The organism is Gordonibacter sp. An230 (genome assembly GCF_002159915.1).
In the GTDB taxonomy this organism is placed as follows: Bacteria; Actinomycetota; Coriobacteriia; order Coriobacteriales; family Eggerthellaceae; genus Rubneribacter.
Genome location: NZ_NFJP01000014.1, coordinates 30,769 through 49,854 on the forward strand (window position 1 = coordinate 30,769; position 19,086 = coordinate 49,854).

A 19,086-nucleotide genomic window follows, 5' to 3' on the forward strand; every position below is an offset into this window, starting at 1 on the left:
AACTCCTCCATAGTTGTAACACGTGACATTACAACCAATGCGTGCTACGCTATCCCAAGAGAAAGAGAGGGATCATGAGGTTCTCGTCCAGACTGCCGGTAGCCACCCACATACTGCTCTGCATCGCCCTGCTCGGCGAGGAGCACAAGACCACGTCCACGTTCCTCGCTGGAAGCGTCGGGGTGAACCCCGTCATCGTGCGCAACGTCCTGGGCCAGCTCAAGGCCGCGGGCCTCGTCGCCGTGGAGCCGGGCGTGGGTGGGGCGTCCCTCACCATGGAACCCGAGGAGATCACGCTGCGCGACGTGCTCGAGGCCGTCGAGGACGACACCGGCGTGTTCCACATGCACGAGCACCCCAGCCCCGAGTGCCCCATCGGCCGCAACGTCCACGCCGTGTTGGGCGCGGAGCTCGAGGCCGCGGAGACCGCCATGCTGGAGAGACTTGCCTCCACCACCCTGGCCGACCTCGCGGACGAGACGCGCGAGCTCATCCAGCAGCAGGAGCAGGGCTAAAAGTCCAGGTCCGCGAGCTCGTCCAGATCGTCGATCGCCTCGGTGACGGTCTCGGTCACGCGCTCGGTTGAAGCCGCGCTCGTCAGGTTGCCGTCGATGCCGACAACGTCGTTCTGCAGCGTGGCCACGTCGGCCGCCAATGCGCTCACCTGCTCGTAGTCGGCCTTCTGGACGGTGCCCACGGTCACGCGGGCAACCACCGTCTCGCCGAACGTGCGCACGCGCCGCACGATCCGTGCCGTCAGACGCCATTCTGGGTCACGCGACGTGTCGATCACGGCCACGGTGTCACCCAGCTCGGCGTCGTCGCCGTCGAGCGCCGCCACGTCGATCTCGTAGCTGACCTTGGGCTGCGTCGCCTCAGCCAGGGCCCGCCTGGTCAGCACGATCAGCCGCTCGGGCTCGGTCACGTCGGAGAACGTCACCTGCCCAAAGGAATGCACCCTGGCGGTGCGGTCCGCGTTCCAGCGACCCCAGACCAGCTTGGCGCTCTCGTCGGCCACGTAGTTCAGGCCGCCATTGATGTCCCCGAAGGTCAGCTTGCGCCGGTACCCGGCCTTGTAGTTGCCGTCCTCGTCGGTGAATGGCAGTCCAGCTCCAAACCCATACAATGCCGTGTACACGTCCTGCTCGAGCACCGTGCACGTACATCCGGCCATGTTCTTGCCGTAGGTGAAGCGCAGGCCTCGCCACTCTCCGCGCTCGTCGTCCAGGCGAATCGCCCTCGATGCCACGCGCCCGTTCGCAACCGTGATGATCGGCGTAACCTCGCCGCCCCACACCTCGGCGACGCGGCGGAGCGCCCAGAGTGCGTTCTGGTGGTAGATGAGCGCCCCGGCGGTGCCGAGGGATGCGCAGTACGCAATCGACCATCTCGTCGGCGCGAGCACAGCCGTCAGCGCCTGCCGCGCCGTGCGGGAAACCAGCTGGGCCTCCTCGATGAAGTCGTCGAGCATCTCGCAGAGGGATGACTCGGCGTAGACGGAACAGAGCCCCTCCAGAGGCTCCTCGGTCCTCACGACCACGTGCTCGCGCCAGGTCTCGCCGTCGAGCCACAGAAGCCGGTCGCCCTTGGCAGGCACCTCGTAGCTGCAGAACTCGAGCGTGTCCTCGCCGTTGAGCTCCTCGGTGTGCACGAGCTCGCCGACAACGCGAAGAAGCCCGATGCGCTCGTCCCAGCGGTCGAACCAGTAGAGCGTCGGCACCATGCTCGCCATCACGCCCACCTTTCGGAGAAGCGCGTCTCCACGTAGGTGCAGTTGGAGGTCGAGAGGATCGCCTCGCCGGGGTCGAGCGCGAAGAAGTCGCTCGCAAGCGCCACGCAGTCACGCGCGTCCACGTCGTTGATGCGCACCGTCTCGCCCTGGCAGTCGACGACGACGGCCTCGCCGCCGGCGAACTCGTAGTCCACGCGGATGCCGCGCCCGATCGCCGGCACCGACACCTGCAGGTAGGTGCCTGCAGCCGCAACGAGCCGGATCTCGGGCAGCGTCGGCCAGTTGCCGCCCACGTCGAAGCGGGCCGTGCGCTCGACGCGCTCGGCGCCCCAGCCGATGGGGTCGAACAGGGTGAACGTCAGCTGGCACTCGCCGTCCTCGAAGAGGTTCGACCAGTCGGCCGCGCCCACGAGAATCACGTCGCGGTACTCGATCTCCGGGTCATCTGGAAGTATCAGGTTCCCGCCGCCAGGCCATGACAGCCAGCGGCGCACCTTGGCCCGCATCTGCGCCATGCCGGTGAAGCCGGGGTTGTAGCCCATGTCCATGAAGAGCCGCACGGTCACGTCGACCGGCGGGATGTAGCCCGAGACGAGCAGCGCCCCGGCACGTCCGGGGACGCGCATGTACTCTGCGATGACGGGGTTCGCGGACCTCGCGACCACCTCCGCGCTGCAGACGTCGGAGAAGTCGTTGCCGGCGTAGACGATCGACCTCATGCGTTGCCCCTCGCTCTCCCGTAGGAGGACGCCCGACGTTGCGACTCACGTGCCGCGCGGTCGTCCTTTCCGAAGGGCTTTGCCCGCTTCACGACGGGCTCGGGCGTGCGCCCCGCGCTATTGACGCGCCTGGTCTTGTCGCTCATAGGCTTCTCACCACCGTAAGCCTCACGTCGAACTCGTACACGAAGCGGCCTGACCCGTCGCGCTCCTTGAAGGCGGGCGCGGTCGTGTCCAGGCCGCAGATGCGCCAGCTGCCGTTCTCGGCGACCGGCTCCCAGCCGTAAGTGCGAATCCAGCGCTCGCAGGCCTGGGCATCCGCCTCGGCCTGGGCCTCAACGTCGCGCACGACGAGCACGGCGACCGTCACGGTCCCGCGCTCCTCGTCCTCCATCCGCGCCTCGCGCTCGAACTTTCCCTCGCGCACGACGATGGGCTCGGGGTCTTCCGCCGCCGACGGAACACTTGCGAAGTAGCTTGCGAAGTCGCCATCTAGCAGTGCCTTCGCGATAAGAAACGAAAGCTGCAAGGAGAATCACCTCACCTTGAGTTCCCAATGGTGCACGCGCCCGAACAGGTCGCAGCAGGCGTGCGACTCGGCCACGTACATCGAGCGGCCGCCGACGGCCACTCTCGATCCCGCCACCACCTCGAACGCGCCGATGGAGTTGACCGCGTCGACGAAGACGGTCCCGCCGCCAGCATCCGCGCTCCTGTGATCGTCGTCCGAGACCCTCTGCGTCCGCTCGAAGCGTACGTTGCAGATGAGCTCGGGCTCGTCGTAGGTGCCGTCGGGTAGCGGCGCTCGCACGGTCATCGTGTCGGGCAGCGCCGATCTCGGTATCGGGCGGATCGACCTCATCAGCACACCCCCGTGAACGCCATGCCGGAGAGCCCGAGCTCGCGAAGCGCCGCTGCTGTCGCCAGCTCCTCGCCGGTCGTCTGCTGGCTCGCGTAGTTCTTCACGCTGAACTCGCCGATCTGGAAGCCTCCGACCTCACCCGCGCCGTACTCGGCGAAGGCGTCGACTGCCGCGCACACGGCGCGCTTGAACACGTTGCAGGTGGTCGTCGCGCCTTTCGCGGCGCAGAGCCACTTCACGTGACTGTCAGCAATGGGCAGCGATGCCGCGAAGGCGGCCTCAGAGAGACCGCCCCCGTAGGTCTGCGAGTAGAACTCGTATGTCACGGTGGACGCCACGGCTACTCCGTGGAGGCCGAGACGTACACGCCGTCGAGCTTGTTGTCGAAGAGCTCCACGATGCCGTACTTGCGGTACTTCATCATGTAGGAGTCCAGCGACTCGAGCTCGTCGGGCGAGAAGACGCGCGACGCCACGTGCTTGTCGAACTTGATGACGGCCGACTTCTCCACGACCATGAAGTTGATGTCCTTGCCGGTCGAGGCCTTGGCGTAGCCGAACTCGGTGTCGCCGGACTTCAGGTCGATTGCGGTGTAGAAGCGCACCTGCGGCACCTCGATCACGCGGGCGAAGCGCTCGAGCACGCGGTTGCTCATGGTGGGGTTGGCATAGGAGAAGTCGTCCAGCACGCCCTTGAGCGTCGGCGTGATGAAGAGGTAGCGCGACCCCAGCGTCACCTGCTTCTCGTCCATGGCGCTTGTCACATCGCGAAGCGTCTGCAGGATGTCGGTGGCCGTGGCCTCCGAGAGGTCCTCCGGGGTCACGGTTACGCCCGTGTGCGATGCAATCTGCGAGAAGGTGAAGGCGTCGGCCTCCGGGGCCACCTGCGTGCGCTGGAGCTCGGCGCCGGCCTCCACGAAGCAGTCGTTCACGCCAGCCTCCTCGACGTCCATGACGTCGGCGAAAAGGCGGATGCCGCGGTCGTAGTTGAAGGTCTTGGTCTCGAACTCGTAGGTGATGGCGCCGGTCTTGTATCCCACGTTGCGCGTGTAGTCGCCGAGACCGGTGACGGAGATCTTCGGGATGAGGATCTCCTTGGCGTTGTGCCCGGCGCGGACCATGCGGCGGCCGGAGTTGAGCACGCCCGAGACGGACGCCCTCTGGTACACCTCGTCGATCACCGAGGTGTAGTTGCGTGCGAATGCGATGTTGTTGCTAGGCATTGCTTAGCCCTCCTTCTTGGTGTCGTCATCGTCGGTGAGTCCCGCGATCTCGCGCCAGTGCTTGAGCGTCTTGCCCTCGTCGCTGGCCGCGCCCGCGTTGGGCAGCCCGGTCGCGCCGGAGCCGCCGGCGTTGCCGCCCTTGGCGTGCTTTCCGGTGGTCTCGAAGAGCCAGGGCTCGGCTTCCTTGAGCTTGTCCACGTCGTTGCCGTGGTCGCCGAGAAGGGCCCGCGCAGCCTTCACGTTGCGCACGCCAGCGAGCTGCAGCTTGAAGTCGATGCGGTCGGACTCTCCCTGGGCCTTGAGCTCGGCGATCTCGCCGCGCAGCTGCTCTGCGGTCTCGGCGTTCTTCGCCGCCTCGGCCACCTGGGCCTCCAGGGATGCGATCTTCTCGTCGCGCTCGGCGATCTGCTTCTCGTAGTCGGGGGCGTTGCCGCCAGTCACTTCCTGCTGGCCCTGTTGTGTCTCCTGCTGCTCTTGGCCCTGCTGTTGCGACGTGTCCTGCGCACCCTGCGTGGCTTCCTGGCCGCCATTGGTCTCACCGTCCATGCTTTACCGCCTTTCGTTTCCTTGGGCGGCCAACAAGAAGGCAGCCCACCAACCTGCGATGAGGTTAGTGGGCTGTCACAAGGTAGATAGTAATTTGTGCGCCAGGGTCGTTTCGTGCTGGTTTACGTCTAGAGGCCCCAGCCTTTCACGAAGACTGCCATCAGGTCCTTTTGGCGCTGCTCGACGACTTCCGGAGTCCACTTGGCTTCATTAAGCACTTGGGTAGTTAATGCATAGGACGATGTGCCTTTACGCCCCGTGAAGTACTTCGCCTTCTTCTTGTCAAAGTCGAAGTTCTGGGCCTCCGAGTTCTTATACCTAGTCAATGGGACGAGGTTCGCGATTTTGTTCAGCCAGGCGTTACGCTGCTCTACATCGGGCCAAATAACAGACCATTCGCTGCCGTCATGCACAGTCTGTGGCAGCACATGCTCAATCGTAAGAATTCGGGAGTCATAGGTGGCTGCTCCATCCGCAACAAAGCTGTCGAGACGGAGTATCACGTAATTTCTCTTGCGAGGTGTCTTCAGGTAAATGTCCCCGTTCAGAGCCGCCAGGAATTGGTTCCGCTCTTCATCAGTGAGGAGCACCGATTCCAGGCGCGGGTTTCCGTTTGTGCCGTGCTCGGGGTGCTCGTCCATTTCGTCGAGTATCTGAACATACCGGTTGATGCGCTGGTTTATGTCCTTGGAAGTGACGTGCATGAAAGACGCGAGCCTTTCCAAAGCAATGAAGAACCACTGCACGTAATCCGAGTCGCTTCTACGGTTGGCAAGGAACTTGAGGGCGACAGGAACCCAGTCCGAGTTATCAATGCGGTTAAGCCAGCCGAGCCGGTCGTTTACGACCTCCGAGCCGGTTGTCGCCGAATAGGCGCAGCCCTTCACATCCAGGTATGCTTCCGTGTAGGGCTCCAGCAGGTCGTCAATGAGGATTTCCGGCGTCATACCGTCTTGCTTCACCACGAACTCCGTGAATTCCTCGTTGAGCGATTTCTTGGCCTTCTTCTTCGCAAACACCATGCGGATGCACGAGAAGACATCATCGAACCCAGAGCGACCCGCCTGGACCTCGAGCTCCTCCCATTTCTCGGCATAACTAGTCCGCTTAGCCTCTGGTATTTCGGCAATCACATTGGCCTTGATAATGTCCATCGGAAGCAAGTCGAGCCCTCGGCTGTTCATAACGGCGAAGACACGATATGCGGATGACTGGCTAGGCGTCGACACTGCGACCATGTAGCATCGCGTCAACAGGAATGTGGCGAAGCTGAAGAGCCGGTCGTCATCGTCCCCGAATTCGTCGCCTATGTCCTTGACGAGCGACCGACAGTTTTCCTGAATGTTTATCTGAGCCTCATCTTCAAGCTGAGCTGGATCAAGCTCAAGCAGTTCATCGATCTCTAGACCCTGTATATACTTCGAGAAGAACGGCTGGTCGCGGTCCCTTAGGAATAGACGCGGTTGGTCCGCAATCCCGAGCAGAGCGTTGCCCTGGGCCTTGATGAACGTCATGCAGTCATCACGCCGCTTTCCCTGCAGCTTGTTAGCGATAGACGCAAGAAGGATCGTGAGCGTCGTCAGGCGCTGCTGCCCGTCGATCACCTCGGCGCGGCGTTCGTCGTCTTTCTTGATAAGGACGGTGCTGCCCAGGAAGTAATTCTCCTCGTCCTCCTCTACGAAGAAGTCCCTAAGGTCGGTGAAAAGGACGTTCGTTTCCTCTGTCGTCCAGGCATAGGGGCGCTGATATTGAGGGATGTGGTATTCGAAGTCGTCGCTGAACACCTTTCCCAATGGATACTCGGCGCCTGTAATCATTTTGCTCATAGTAGTCTCCCGGCCCTATACGCTCACCGTGTGGTACGTAGTCCGCACGTCATATTCCACATCCACCTGCAGTGCCGCGAAGTGCCGCCTAGCGCACCGGATCTTTGTCCTTTCGGCGTCGCTCACGCGAATGTTGTTGTTTCCGCCGCCCTTGGTCTCCACAACGAAGTACACGCGCCGCTCGCCATCCTCCTCGACAACGTAGGCCCAGTCGGGGTTGTAGCTGCCCAGCGGCGTGTCGATCTTGAACTTGTTCGGTAGCTTGGCGAAGACGCGCACCTCCTCGGCTAGGTCGAGCTCCACGGCGAAGGGCTGCTCCACGGTCGAGGAGTCGTACACGACATAGCTGTACAGGCTCTTGCCGCTGCTCGGCATCCATGCGTTCTGGCCCAGGTAGGCCTTCAGCTCGCCGGGGTCCAGGTCCTCCATCGTGTACCAGTCCTCGTCTGGCAGCTTTGTGTACTTAATGCCCTCGGCGATGGCTTCGCCCTTGGCCTTCTCTATCTTCTGCGCCACCTGCGCAAGGAACGTTGCAGGGTCGACCTCGAACTCGTCGTAGCGCCCGCACTCCTCGAGGATGCGCTTGAGCGTTGCGCGGGTGAGCCCTACGGCGTCCTGCAGCTCGGCGATGGGGTCAGGCAGGTCGTACACGCGCGCTCCGCCCGTCTTCACGAACGAGGTGCCAGTCGCCTGCGCGTCCACGCCGCCGTCGCCAACGATCAGGTCGGCGCGCGTCGAGAGCACCTCGAGCGGCTTCACCTTCGGCATGCCCTGGATGCCCGCCACGGCGTCGGCGATCAATCTCTCGCTGTCCACGTCCACTTCGAAGCGCGTGCGCTGGCGAATGCGCTCCCACAGCTCCTGGAAGGCGGGGTCGGCCGTCACGTCCTTGCACAGCTCGACCTCGACCTCCTTGGCCTTGTCCCTGATCTGGAGCTTCTGGGCCTTGTGCAGGATGATGGCCTCGACCTGCGATTGTGCAGATTCCAGCCCTGCGGGCATCTCCACGCAGCCCTTCTCTGCGGCCTCCTTGAGCTCGGGTGTGATGTTGCCCTTCTTGTCGACGAGCCCTTTTGCGGCAAAGCTCTGGTACACCTCGGCGCTCTGCTCGAAGCCCAGCTTCACCTCCTGGCCGTCAGGCAGCTCTATGGTCACCTTCGTGAACGACTCGGGCGTCAGCACGCCGAAGCGCAGGCCGTCCTTCTCGAACTCGGTCTGCAGCCCGCTCGCGAAGGCGTCGTAACTCTCGTTGGCGATGACGGTGAGCACGTTGGCGTCCTCGTCGTAGCAACGCTCGCCGCTCTGGTCAACGCACAGGCGAAGCCCACGCCCGACTTTCTGTCGCTTGGTCATGGTGTCTTTGGTCTCAACCAGCGTGCAGATCTGGAACACGTTCGGGTTGTCCCAGCCCTCCTTGAGCGCCGAGTGCGACCAGATGAACTGGATGCGCTTCTTGGCCCGTGTCTCCTCGTCGTCACCGTCTGAGGGGAAGGAGATCAGCGTCTCCTTCTCGCGCATGATGGTCTCGAAGGTCGATATGTCGGCTGCCGTGCTTGCGGTCGCGCTCGTGTTCTTGATGCGGCCCTTGCCGTCCTGGGCGAAGTAGCCAGAGTGCACGGCCGCGGCGTCGGTGTCGAGCGTAAGCCCGGCGGCGGCGTACTTCTTCTGCCAGCGCGGGCTCGCCACGGCATCGGCGTACTCCTGCTCGAACATCTCGGCGTACTCGCCGTTTCTCACCGGGTCGTACAGGCGGTACTTCTCAACCTTGTCGATGAAGAAGAGGCTCAAGACCTTGATGCCCCTGGGCGCGAGCTCCAGTTGCCGCTGCAGATGGTCCTCGATTGTGCGGCGGATCTGGGCGCGCTTCACGGCCTCGTCGGCCACGTCGCCCACAGCCTGGCCCTTCTCCAGCCACTCGCCGTTGGTGAACTCTATCCATTCGTCGCCGTCGGCGGCCGATATGTTGCTCACGATCCATCCGGCCTCGTAGTCGGTGTTCTCGCCGCTCTTGTCAAAGAGCGAGTCGTGCGTCCTTACGGTCACGGCCTTGCGCTTCTGACTGCCGTCCTTCTGCCTCACGTCGATGGTCAGTCGCGCCGTTATGGACCCGGGCGTCTTGCCCATGCGCGTGGAGTCCAGCCTCACGTACGCGCCGTTCAGGTCCGCCTGTGCGAGCACCGAGTCTACGCAGATGCCTTTCACGAGACCCTGCTGAAAGGCGTCAACAGGTGTTAGGCGGTAGACCTTGTTGTAGCCCTCCTTGTGTGTGGCGGAGTAGCGCAGCACGAAGAGCGGGTTCAGGCTGCGGATGGCTGCCTTTGCCTTGGCGGTGTTGTCAACGCTCTGCGGCTCGTCGATGATGACGATGGGGTTGCAGGCGGCCACAACCTCGCGAGGCGATCGGCCACCGATAAGCCGCTCGCTCGGCCGGTGGAAAAGCGAGCTCGACTCGGCGTTGCCGTCGTTCGAGTAGTCGCGGTTGAACGCCTGAATGTTGATGATCATCACCTGGATGGAGCTGCTGGTGGCGAAGTTGCCCACTGGCCCCATGTCCTTGCTGTCGTAGACGAACACGTCTATCGGCGCGTTGTCGTAGAGCGTGGCGAAGTGCTTCTTAGTGCTTTGGAAGCTCTTGAGCACGCCCTCGCGGATGGCTACGCTCGGCACCACGATGAGAAACTTGGCGATGCCGTACCTCTTGTTCAGCTCGAAGATGGTGCGCGTGTACACGTAGGTCTTGCCGGTGCCCGTCTCCATCTCGATGGTGAAGTCTCGTAGCTTGCCGTCGGTGAGCACGTTCGTCGCAGGGAGGCTGTTCTCTTCTTGGATGTCGTGCAGGTTCTCAAGCAGCTGGTTGGCCGAGAGACGCAGCCCGTTGGCGTGTCCCACGGAAAGCACTTGGCCCTCCATCAGCGTGCCGGCGGCGCCAACCTCGGCTGTGAATTCGCTACGCAGGAACTCCTGCCCGCGGAACAGGTCGGTGATGGCCTCAACGGCCTCCACCTGGTGCTTTTGGTCGGCGGAGTACTTGAGCTCTAGGGTCGCCATGGCTACACCGTCCTCAGCTCGACCTCGCGGCCAGTCTTCTCCTCCACGCGCTTGAACGCCTGCACGGCGTTGAGCTTGGTGGTGTCGTCGAGGATACGGTCGAGCATAAGCACGCGCCTTGGCTCCATGTCGGCTATTGCGTCAAGCACTTGCATGTTCAGGCCATCGGCCAAGCAGCAGACGAGCTCGCCATAGGCGACGGAGTAGCAGGGGTAGCCCGCCGCCTCCACCTTCTCGATGGGGAGGGTGAGCTCGAGGCCCCACTTGAGCATCATCTCGAAGATGATGTCCTCGTCGCTGCGGTCGGGCTTCACCACGTCGAGCAGCAGCTCTCCGGGTTTCGGGCGCTCGATGCCGCTTTCGTCTAGCTTGAGTACGCGGAAGCCGGTGTCTACCTCTCTTTCCGAAGTACCGTCAATAGGCAATTGGAGATTATCTGTCCTGCGTGCTGATATTTGCTCCCCAGCTCGTTTAATCCGCTCCCTACACATGTCGAATATGCTGTTGAATGCGTTGTTGCCATCACCGACTGGTTCGGGTATTTGGACAGAGATACAGCTAACACAAAATTGCGATTCGGTATTGAATTTCATAACCGCATCGGCAGTCGCTCCTGATCCAGCAAAGAAATCCATGACTATGCAATCGCGGTCGACAACAAGCTCAAGCAGATACTTCATAAGAGCCGTTGGCTTTGGGGTGCTGAAAAGGTCTGCAACGGGTAGTTCGGGGAACAGTGCTTTTAGTTCATATTTGGCTGCACGCGTATGTCCTGTTTTATTCAGGTCAATCAACAATGTCGATGGCGGTAGTCCTTTCATATCCGCCAAATAACGCCTCTTTATTACGCGGGTTTCGTCAGGCGAAAAACGTAGCTCACCCGTTTTGAACATTTCGTCCATGCGCTCGCGTGACCAACGCCACCCGTTTGCTGGATGCTTAATCACATTGCCGCTGGGTGTAGTGATGTCAAATTGAAGATTAGGACGTACTCCAGGATTGCTTACATCACCGCCGTCATAATATGGGCCCCTCGGGTCGTTATCGGGATTCTTGTAGTGCTTTCTTTTCTCGGGGTCATTAAGGAAGTTTGGCCTCCAGCCTGGTGTGCGGCAGTATACAAGCACATCGTTGAAATCTTCAGAAAAAGAGAGAGCATTGTTGTTGCTGCTATCGCTAGATCGCCATGCAAGATGAGCTGCAAAGCAGTTTTCTCCAAAGATTTCGTCGCAGAGCTTCTTTAGGTTCGCAAACTCAACATGGTCAATGGTTATCAGTATTACGCCATCTTCTGACAGGAGTTCTCGAGCAAGTCGAAGCCTCGGATATAAGAGCGAGCACCAGTTTGCATGAAAGCGCCCGCTGGTATCAGCGTTTGATTGTTTCCCTAGATTCAGCTGTTCACGGTAATGTTCAATTGTGTCGCCAAAGCTGTCTGGATATATGAAATCCGTACCAGTATTATATGGGGGATCAATAAATATACACTTAATGCGGCCATGGTATGAATGCTGTAGAAGTTTAAGAACTTCTAGATTGTCGCCTTCAATGCAGAGATTCTCGGTCTCATCCCAATCCACGCTTTCTTCAGGACAGGGACGCAGCGTTGCCATGCTAGGGGTCTGACTCTGGCGGATGGCATCGGTCTTGCCGGGCCAGGTGAAAGCGTACCGCTCGTTGCCTTCGTCAACTTCGTCGCCCAATACCAGGCGCAGCTTGTCGAAGTCTATGCCACCTTCGGTGGCGACCTCGGGCAGCAGCTGTTTCAGCTGTTCGATGCGTTCTGCCACCAGGTTGGCAGATGCAAGGTTCATCTTCTCGAACTCAGCCATTGCATAGCTCCTTTATCTCGTTGAGAATCGCGTCCTGCTGGTTCTCGGCCTTTCTTATGCGTATCCGAAGCTTGGCGGATTCATTCAGGGTCACGTCGGGCGCTCGCTTCTGTTCGTAGAGTTGACGCACCTCACTTCGCACCACATCGTAACGGTTCACTAGGACAAGAATTCGTTCATGGTCTCCGGCGCGTGCTTGGGGATAGAAGCCCAGTGCGTCGATAGCGCGGGAGAGCATCACGTCGCTTGCCATAGCGCTCAGGTATTCGTAGAGGTCGCCCTGCGGCAGCATCGGATAGGCGATTGCGTCCAGGAAGGGTTGCCACTCGGGCGCCCGCGGGTCGAAGAGCCCGGTCGACTCAATGGCCTCCATCACGGTGGCGCCGCGCTCAGCATAGCTCTTGCGGGTGAGCGAGACGGACACGCACGTCTTGTCGCCCACGTCCTGCATGATCACGGTCGGGTTCGGGAAGCACTTGTGCACGAGGTGTGCCACCTCGGCCACAGCCTGTGACGTCCCCGCCATCTCGCAGCGCAGGTATATGACGCTTTGGATGTCTCGCTCGTCGTCAACGCGCGGCAGCATCCTCGTCGTCGCCTTGGTTGCCGTTGCGAAGTGCTCGAGCCTCCTAATCTTGTCGAGCGTCTTCTGCTCGTGCTTGGTGAGCGCGGCTTGAGCTACGAGCATCGTCTTGGGCACGCGCTTGTTTCCGGCCAGCGCCGTCTCGGGCAGCTGGAATATGTCGTTCCACCGCGTGCTCATCGCAGCACCAAGAAGGACAGGAGCGAGTAGTCGTTGAAGCCCAGGGTCACGCCGCTGCCCACCTCGCCCAGGCTGAACAGCGACTCCATGCCCTTGGTCTCCTGCACGCCGGTTATGGCGGCCACAACGTCGTCGAGCAGGTCGGTGTAGGCGTCCATGCGAAGCCCGTCCCTCGTCTCTGCATTGAATGTCTTGCATAGGTCGAGCAGGGGCTCGTGTTGTCCGCTACACGCCGCCCGCATTAGGTCCAGTGCAGGCTTGGGCTGCGTGTGCTTGGTCATCCTCGCCCCGTCGTCGGTCACGTAGACAACGTAGTACGGGAAGGTCGGGTTGGTGTCCTTTGGGTCCTTCCGCTCGTCGTTCTGCTTGAGGCAGAAGATCACGCCGGGCCTCACCTCGCCCTTTAGCTCGTCGGGTATGGGCGCAATGGCGTGAAGGCCAACAGGCGACGTCTCCAGCAAGCCGGGGTTATCCTTGGCGTAGCGCTGCAACTCCACGCGGAAGTCGTCGAAGGCGAAGTCGGTGATGGATATGCCGCCCGATATGTCCTCCAGGTCCAGCACCTCGGTGCGCAGCTGCTCGAGCTGCTGGCGGCGGTACTTGAGGTCGTTCATCTCGCCGGCCGCCTTGGACTCCAGCACGTTTTCCTCGCCGGTGGCGCTCGCGTCCATGAGCACCATGCGGCCCTTCACGCGGCCCTCCAGCTGGATGTACTCGTCGAGCGCGATGTCCGGCCAGAAGTTCACGAGCTGGATCTCCTTGTTCTCGCTGCCCAGGCGGTCGATGCGCCCGAAGCGCTGGATGATGCGCACCGGGTTCCAGTGGATGTCGTAGTTCACCAGGCAGTCGCAGTCCTGCAGGTTCTGGCCCTCGGATATGCAGTCAGTGGCAAAGACGATGTCGATCTCGCCGGCGTTGCGGTCGCGTTCCGAGAGCTCCTTCGACTTCGGGGAGAAGTGCGCTAGTATCGCCTCGAACGTCGTGCGCCTCAGCTTGAGCGAGTAGGTGCGGTTGGCCCCGCCGTTCACCTCGGCGCACTCCAGCCCGAGCTCGCGCTTGAGCGGCCCGGCCAGCTGGTCGAAGAGGTAGTCAGTCGTGTCCGCGAACGCGCTGAACACGAGGATCTTGCGGTTGCCCGGGTTGTATGGGTTCGTCACCTTCTCGGCTATGTACTCGCGCAGCCTTATGAGTTTTGCGTCGCGCTCGGGCGTCACCGCGTCGGCGTAGCTGAGAAGCAGGCGCAGCTTCTCGATGTCGTAGTCCAGGTCCTGTCGCAGGCGCAGCGCGTCCACGTCGCGCAGGTCAACGTGCACCCTGCCGCCGGCCACGAACTCCTCGGCGTCATCGTCGTCGTCGAACTCGGTGTCGGTGCCGCGCATGTCGTAGTTCACGCTCGCGCCCACGTTGTCCAGGCGGCCCCGCAGGTCCACGCAGCCGTCCAGGATGCGCCGCAGCGTGATGCGGAAGCTGTTCACGGACGACTCCATGCGCTTGAGCACGTTCACGCGCATCAGGTTGGCCACGGCGGTCGTGCGGTTCACCTGGCTCTGGAAGTCCTTGCCCCACGTGTCGCCGTAGCGGTCCTCGTACTTCCTCTGCTGGTCGTAGCGCACGTAGCTGAGCACCTGGTACTGGGCGAACGTCAGCTGGGCGATCATGTCGTTGAGCTCAGCGATCGGCGGCAGCTCGCCCCTGGCGTCAATGGGCGTCTGGAACGATATGGGCGGTCGCCTCGTCGGGAACGTGCCGGACGCGGCGCCGTAGTACTTGGTGATGTGCTTGCGGGAGCGTGCGATGGTCAGCACGTCGAGCAGCTTGAAGTAGTCGGCGTTCACCGCGTTCACGAAGCTCTCGGTCGTGCGCTCGCTGTCGTCTAGCTTGCTCCACTCGTTGAATCTCTGCTGGGCAACGCGCGTCACCTGCGTGATGGATGGGATGCCGTCCGTCTCGGCGAGGTACTCGTCGTCGCCCTCGGTTATGAGCTCGATCTGGTTGCGCAGGTCGAGCAGCTTGTTGTTCACCGGCGTGGCCGAGAGCATCAGCACCTTGGTGCGCACGCCTGCCCGGATCACGTCGTCGATGAGGCGCGTGTAGCGGTCGGTCTTCTCGGCGTCGGTGCTCTTGTTGCGGAAGTTGTGGCTCTCGTCGATGACCAGGAGGTCGTAGTTGCCCCAGCGAAGGTACTCCAGGTCGATGTCGCCGCTCATGCCGGAGTAGCGCGACAGGTCGGTGTGGTTCAGCACATCGTATGCGAAGCGGTCGTCCGCGAGCGGGTTGCGCTCGTCGTTGCCGCGCGTCCAGAGCGTCCAGTTGTCGCGCAGACGCTTCGGGCAGAGCACGAGCACGCGGCCGTTGCGCTCCTCGTAGTACTTGATGATCGCCAGCGCCTCGTAGGTCTTGCCCAGGCCCACCGAGTCGGCGATGATGCAGCCCTTATACTTCTCCAGCTTGCGGATGGCGCCCACCACGGCGTCGCGCTGGAAGTCGTAGAGCTTACCCCACACGACCGACTCCTCGAAGCGGAGTCCCGGCCGTATCGGGTCCTCGGTCTCGTCCTCCATGAAGTCGCGGAACAGGTGGTAGAGCGTCAGGAAGTACACGAACTCGGGCGAGTTCTCGCGGTAGAGCGTGGAAACCTGCTCGATGACTTCCTCGGTCACGTCCTCCACGAGCGCTGGGTTGTCCCAGACCGAGTCGAACATGGCCTTGAGGCCCATCGCCTCGGCCGACGTCTGGAAGTGGCTAATGCCGGTCACGACGCCGGGCTTGCGCTCGTAGCCGAGGCCTTCCAAGGTGAAGGCGTTGGCCGCGCTACCCATGAAGGCGTGCGACTCCGCATTCGGGTTATCCACGTGGTAGCTGCCGGTCGTGGCGATCATGCCGCGCTGCTTGGCCGTCTTGAAGGTGGCGCGCTGTCGCGCCCACTCGGCGCACTGCCTTGCGAGCGCTCGCTGGTTCAAGTTGTTGCGCAGCGTCAGCTCCAGGCCCGTGCCGCCGACGCCCTTCTCGCGGGACCGCCGGCGCACGACGAACTCGCGCGGGTCCTTCTCGGACTCCATCTGCTTGGCGAAGGTCGGCTCGTCGAAGATGAACCGCAGCTCGTCGACCTTCGAGAGTTCGTCCTTGAGCTCGCCGAACGCGAAGACCGTGAAGTACGACGCGATTATGGAAAGCTTCGCGCCGTCGTCGATGGAATCCCTGAGGGCGTCGCCGAGGCGCTGCCGCCCCGTGTTGTCGAGGTATTCCATGGCGTCAGTCCTTCTTCGTAAGCTTCTCGATGAGGCATTGCTTCACGAGGGAGGTAAACGTGAGGCCGTTGAGGTTGGCGTACTCCTTTGCAGATTCCCGCATGGTGCGCGGAAGCCGAAGGGTGACCGTGACCAGCTCGGAATCGACAAGATACGCCTGCAGCTCTGACGTGGAGGCGCCGGAATCGAGCAGCTCCGAATACTTCATAAGCATCCCTACCAAGTAACGCCGATGTAAATACACAACGCATCACATTCTAACAGACCGCAACAGTACTGAGATTAGCTGGCAGCTAAGAAGGAAGAGGAACGCAGCAGAATGACTCGCAGGTGAACGAAACCGTTAGCGAGAAGACCGTAAGCGGAAAGTAAGAAGTGCATACGGATAGAGAGAAGACCGTGGCGAATGAGAAGAACGCGCACGCCGAGACCGCGACCGTCTGCCAAACGATGAACCTGCGACCGAACCGTTGCTGATCGCCACCGAGACCGTGAGCGTCACGACGCAGAATTTATCTGCCGCCGGGCCGTGCGCACAAGCCACGCAAGCGCGGGCTCATCGAGGGTTGGGCCGCGCCATGGGCAGGGGTGCCGTGGGGCGCGGGTCGGGCCTGCCATGCGGGCAGCGGGCGGCATGCGAGTCAACCGGGGACGGCCGGGAGCGTGGCCGTCGTCCGTGTCTTCGCGCTCCGCCTCACAGCCCCGCTTCGCGGGTCTGTTCGTCGGGCGGCGCTCAGCCACGGCCGCCGTCCACGCTCCCGGCCTGCGCTGGCACACAGGGGGCCGTGGGCGCGTGCGTCTTCGCCACGGCGCTTCACAGCCCGGCTTGCGCCGGTCTGTTCAGCGCTGCGGGCTCAGCCGCCCACGCCCACGGCCCCCTGTGCGCCAGCGCCTGCAAGGTTATCGGGCCGCCCGCTGCCCGCATGGCAGTCCCTCCCTCGCGCGCCCCACGGCACCCCTGCCCATGGCGCTACCGCTTTGGGGTCGTGCGCTTGCGTGGCTTGTGCGCACCGTCGGCGGCAGAGACGGCGGCAGCGGCGGTCACCGTGCCCGGGTCGGCCGTGACGGATCCCGGGCCCAGACAGCAGGAGACGGCCCGCAGGCCGTCCCCGGAGAGCTCGTATGCCGTTGTGCGTGCCCGCGTGGCTACTTCACCAGGCGGAACCCCACCGTGCCGTCAGGCTCCGCCACGTACACGCGCGTGGCCATCGCAGCGTTCATCTGCTCCAGCGTGTCCCAGGCTCCGAAGGCCCAGAGCAGGTCCTCGTACATGGTCTGGTCGGAGGGCACCAGGTCCGGGTCCACGCCGTCAAGCATCTGGCCCAGGGTCATGGGGCCGAGCTCCTCGCAGTGGTAGACGGTGTCCAGGTCGGGGAGCTTCCAGGCGGTTGCTTCCTTGGTGATGGTGGCGGTCATGGCGTCCTCCTTTACGATAGAGATTAGCAACTGATAATATAGTAAGCCCATGGGTAGGTATTATCAAGTGCTAATCATGCCTTCATAGAGATTACATATTGCTAATCCCTGCCAGCTGGGATAGACTGTTCTGGTAAACCCCCACGGGCAGGGAGGAAGAATGAGGATCACCGAGGCGATAAAGCACATGTGCGAGCAGAGCGGCAAGGGCGTCGTGGGCGCCTCCCAGGCGCTTGGTAAGTCCAGGATGTACCTCTCCGCCCTCATAAGCCGTGGGAGCTACCCGCGCACCGACACGCTCGTGCAGATCGCCCAGGCGTGCGGCTACAGGGTCGAGCTCGTGAGGGACAGCGAGAGGATCGAGCTCGAGGCCGAGTAGGGCCCTCACTGCTTTTCACCATCCCCGATACTGCCAGCACCGATCTCGGCCGCCCTGGCGCGTGCCACGCTTTCCTCTTCTCCATACCAGCGCATGCGATACTCCCATGCGCCCATGGTGACGCCCACTTCCTTCATGTCCTGTTCCTTCTCGGCGGCCGTGTCCTGGATGATGGAGTCATCAAATTGGATCCTCGTCTCGCCCTCATTGGGAATGGACTCACCAAAGCCACGCGACACGTGCATGGCCGCCCTGGCTATCGAGACGATCGCGTCTTCCAGGCTGTTCTCATGCCTGCGGATGTTGCGCATCAGGGCCGAGTTATCGCTACTGACCTCCGTGGCCGTCTTCACGTACCCGCGCGAGTCGTCCATGTCGAAGTAGTTGATGCCGAAGCCCGTGAGGTCGCCGAGCATCTGTAGGGCAACGCGGAAGGCCTCGATCTGCCCGCTCGTGCGGAGCGCCGGCGCGAATTCTTGGATGGTGTCTTCCGTCGACATGACCTTGCGGAAGACGGTGCAGTCCTGCTTTCCGAAGGGGATGGTGACGTTCTTGTTGCCATCGGCCTCACGGTCGAAGAGAACATCGCTAAGAAAGACACGCATCTTGCTCAGGTCAATCTCGTTGATGAGCGCGTCGAAGGTGAGGTCCACGGCTTGCACCGCATCCACCGCGTCCGCGAAGACGCTCTGTCCGTAGGGACTCATATCCACCCTGGTATTCGTGACTGCTGGCTTGACGATGCCGAAGGTGGGGAAAGGGCAGCCCGTGTCGTATATGGGGAGAATACCCACCGGCGCGAGCTCGTTACCCTCATGGTCGAAGCACACGGTGACGATCCGGTACGTCTCCTCGCTTTCATTGGCGAGAAGACCTTCCGCGTATTCAGGTGAAGGTGTGGAAGGTGAAGAAAAGTCAGGCGAGAAGACCATGCCGCCCTTGAGGTGCATCTGCAGCTGGTCCACGGCCTTGCCACGATAGAAGGCACGCGTGACGAAGGCGCATTCGCTGATGCCGTCCTCATCCCAGCTCAGGGGAATGACCATGCGAGCGTCGTAATGGCGAATACGGACCTTCCGCTTGCCCAGGTCAATCCAAAGCGCCCAGGCACCAGTGCCGAGCCCGAAGGCACGTACCACGGTGGCCTGCGCCGCGTTCATGAAGTTCGTGGAAGAGAAGAACGAGTTGATCCAGTCGGTGGCCTTCTGGTTCTCACAGACCACCTTCACTTCCTCGTTGAGGAGAAGAGAGCCCCATTCCTTGCAAACGCGCATGGCAGGGTGAATAGACCGACGGTGAACAGCGTACACGCGCCCCATGCCGTCCTTGTCCCTATAGTCGTAAAACTCGCCCCTGGCTGACATCCAGTCATCCCAGCTACGTATCCAGGGCTCCATGTCATCCAGGGGAAGGACAAACCCAAGCTTGCGCAAGTAATCCTTCACGTGCTCCGGCACCCAGTATTCATCGAGACCATTAGCGCCCATGCGTCA

General features: G+C 62.0%; 17 protein-coding genes. 2 read left to right on the plus strand and 15 right to left on the minus strand.

What is annotated here, in order from left to right:
• The first annotated feature begins 74 nt into the window (after window positions 1-74).
• A complete protein-coding gene (locus tag B5F40_RS08890; protein WP_087193981.1) occupies window positions 75-515 on the plus strand; it encodes an Rrf2 family transcriptional regulator in 441 nt (146 codons plus the stop codon).
• Here the strand turns inward: B5F40_RS08890 and B5F40_RS08895 are convergent.
• The 14 genes from B5F40_RS08895 to B5F40_RS08960 all read right to left on the minus strand — a co-directional run bounded on the left by B5F40_RS08895 (window position 512) and on the right by B5F40_RS08960 (window position 17,265).
• Window positions 512-1,732 carry a phage tail spike protein gene (locus tag B5F40_RS08895; RefSeq protein WP_087193982.1) on the minus strand — a complete coding sequence of 407 codons (1,221 nt, stop codon included), beginning with the start codon at window positions 1,730-1,732 and terminating at the stop codon, window positions 512-514. The two genes, B5F40_RS08890 and B5F40_RS08895, sit on opposite strands and share 4 nt — an antisense overlap.
• The gene (locus tag B5F40_RS08900) at window positions 1,732-2,451 is read right to left on the minus strand and encodes a phage distal tail protein (RefSeq protein WP_087193983.1); all 720 of its coding nucleotides are present in this window, start codon (window positions 2,449-2,451) and stop codon (window positions 1,732-1,734) included. The genes B5F40_RS08895 and B5F40_RS08900 overlap by 1 nt, the downstream gene beginning before the upstream one ends.
• Before the next feature lie 142 nt (window positions 2,452-2,593).
• A complete protein-coding gene (locus B5F40_RS08905; RefSeq protein ID WP_087193984.1) occupies window positions 2,594-2,980 on the minus strand; it encodes a phage tail terminator protein in 387 nt (128 codons plus the stop codon).
• Window positions 2,981-2,986: 6 nt separating this feature from the next.
• Window positions 2,987-3,313: a putative minor capsid protein gene (locus tag B5F40_RS08910; protein ID WP_087193985.1), complete on the minus strand. Its 327-nt coding sequence runs from the start codon at window positions 3,311-3,313 to the stop codon at window positions 2,987-2,989.
• Window positions 3,313-3,651 carry a hypothetical protein gene (locus tag B5F40_RS08915; protein ID WP_066661412.1) on the minus strand — a complete coding sequence of 113 codons (339 nt, stop codon included), beginning with the start codon at window positions 3,649-3,651 and terminating at the stop codon, window positions 3,313-3,315. Before B5F40_RS08915 ends, B5F40_RS08910 begins: the two co-directional genes overlap by 1 nt.
• A 2-nt stretch (window positions 3,652-3,653) precedes the next feature.
• Window positions 3,654-4,535, minus strand: a complete 882-nt coding sequence (locus B5F40_RS08920) for a hypothetical protein (RefSeq protein ID WP_087193986.1) — start codon at window positions 4,533-4,535, stop codon at window positions 3,654-3,656.
• A gap of 3 nt (window positions 4,536-4,538) precedes the next feature.
• A complete protein-coding gene (locus tag B5F40_RS08925) occupies window positions 4,539-5,081 on the minus strand; it encodes a hypothetical protein (protein ID WP_087193987.1) in 543 nt (180 codons plus the stop codon).
• Between the two features lie 128 nt (window positions 5,082-5,209).
• Window positions 5,210-6,907 carry a DUF262 domain-containing protein gene (locus B5F40_RS08930; protein ID WP_087193988.1) on the minus strand — a complete coding sequence of 566 codons (1,698 nt, stop codon included), beginning with the start codon at window positions 6,905-6,907 and terminating at the stop codon, window positions 5,210-5,212.
• Between the two features lie 15 nt (window positions 6,908-6,922).
• Window positions 6,923-9,955, minus strand: a complete 3,033-nt coding sequence (locus tag B5F40_RS08935; RefSeq protein WP_087193989.1) for a restriction endonuclease — start codon at window positions 9,953-9,955, stop codon at window positions 6,923-6,925.
• Between the two features lie 2 nt (window positions 9,956-9,957).
• Window positions 9,958-11,787, minus strand: a complete 1,830-nt coding sequence (locus tag B5F40_RS08940; protein ID WP_087193990.1) for a site-specific DNA-methyltransferase — start codon at window positions 11,785-11,787, stop codon at window positions 9,958-9,960.
• Complete coding sequence (locus tag B5F40_RS08945) at window positions 11,780-12,550, minus strand: DUF4391 domain-containing protein (RefSeq protein WP_087193991.1); 771 nt, start codon at window positions 12,548-12,550, stop codon at window positions 11,780-11,782. The genes B5F40_RS08940 and B5F40_RS08945 overlap by 8 nt, the downstream gene beginning before the upstream one ends.
• Window positions 12,547-15,798 carry a helicase-related protein gene (locus B5F40_RS08950; protein WP_087193992.1) on the minus strand — a complete coding sequence of 1,084 codons (3,252 nt, stop codon included), beginning with the start codon at window positions 15,796-15,798 and terminating at the stop codon, window positions 12,547-12,549. The genes B5F40_RS08945 and B5F40_RS08950 overlap by 4 nt, the downstream gene beginning before the upstream one ends.
• 4 nt (window positions 15,799-15,802) lie before the next feature.
• Window positions 15,803-16,006: a hypothetical protein gene (locus B5F40_RS08955; RefSeq protein ID WP_087193993.1), complete on the minus strand. Its 204-nt coding sequence runs from the start codon at window positions 16,004-16,006 to the stop codon at window positions 15,803-15,805.
• A 938-nt stretch (window positions 16,007-16,944) separates the two neighbouring features.
• Window positions 16,945-17,265, minus strand: coding sequence for a hypothetical protein (locus B5F40_RS08960; protein ID WP_140396462.1), 321 nt, complete (start codon window positions 17,263-17,265; stop codon window positions 16,945-16,947).
• Window positions 17,266-17,374: 109 nt separating this feature from the next.
• Here B5F40_RS08960 and B5F40_RS08965 point away from each other — a divergent pair, with 109 nt between their 5' ends.
• Window positions 17,375-17,593, plus strand: a complete 219-nt coding sequence (locus B5F40_RS08965) for a hypothetical protein (protein WP_087193995.1) — start codon at window positions 17,375-17,377, stop codon at window positions 17,591-17,593.
• A gap of 5 nt (window positions 17,594-17,598) precedes the next feature.
• On the opposite strand, the gene B5F40_RS08970 is transcribed toward B5F40_RS08965, so the two are convergent.
• Window positions 17,599-19,080: a hypothetical protein gene (locus tag B5F40_RS08970; protein WP_087193996.1), complete on the minus strand. Its 1,482-nt coding sequence runs from the start codon at window positions 19,078-19,080 to the stop codon at window positions 17,599-17,601.
• Window positions 19,081-19,086: the final 6 nt, after the last annotated feature.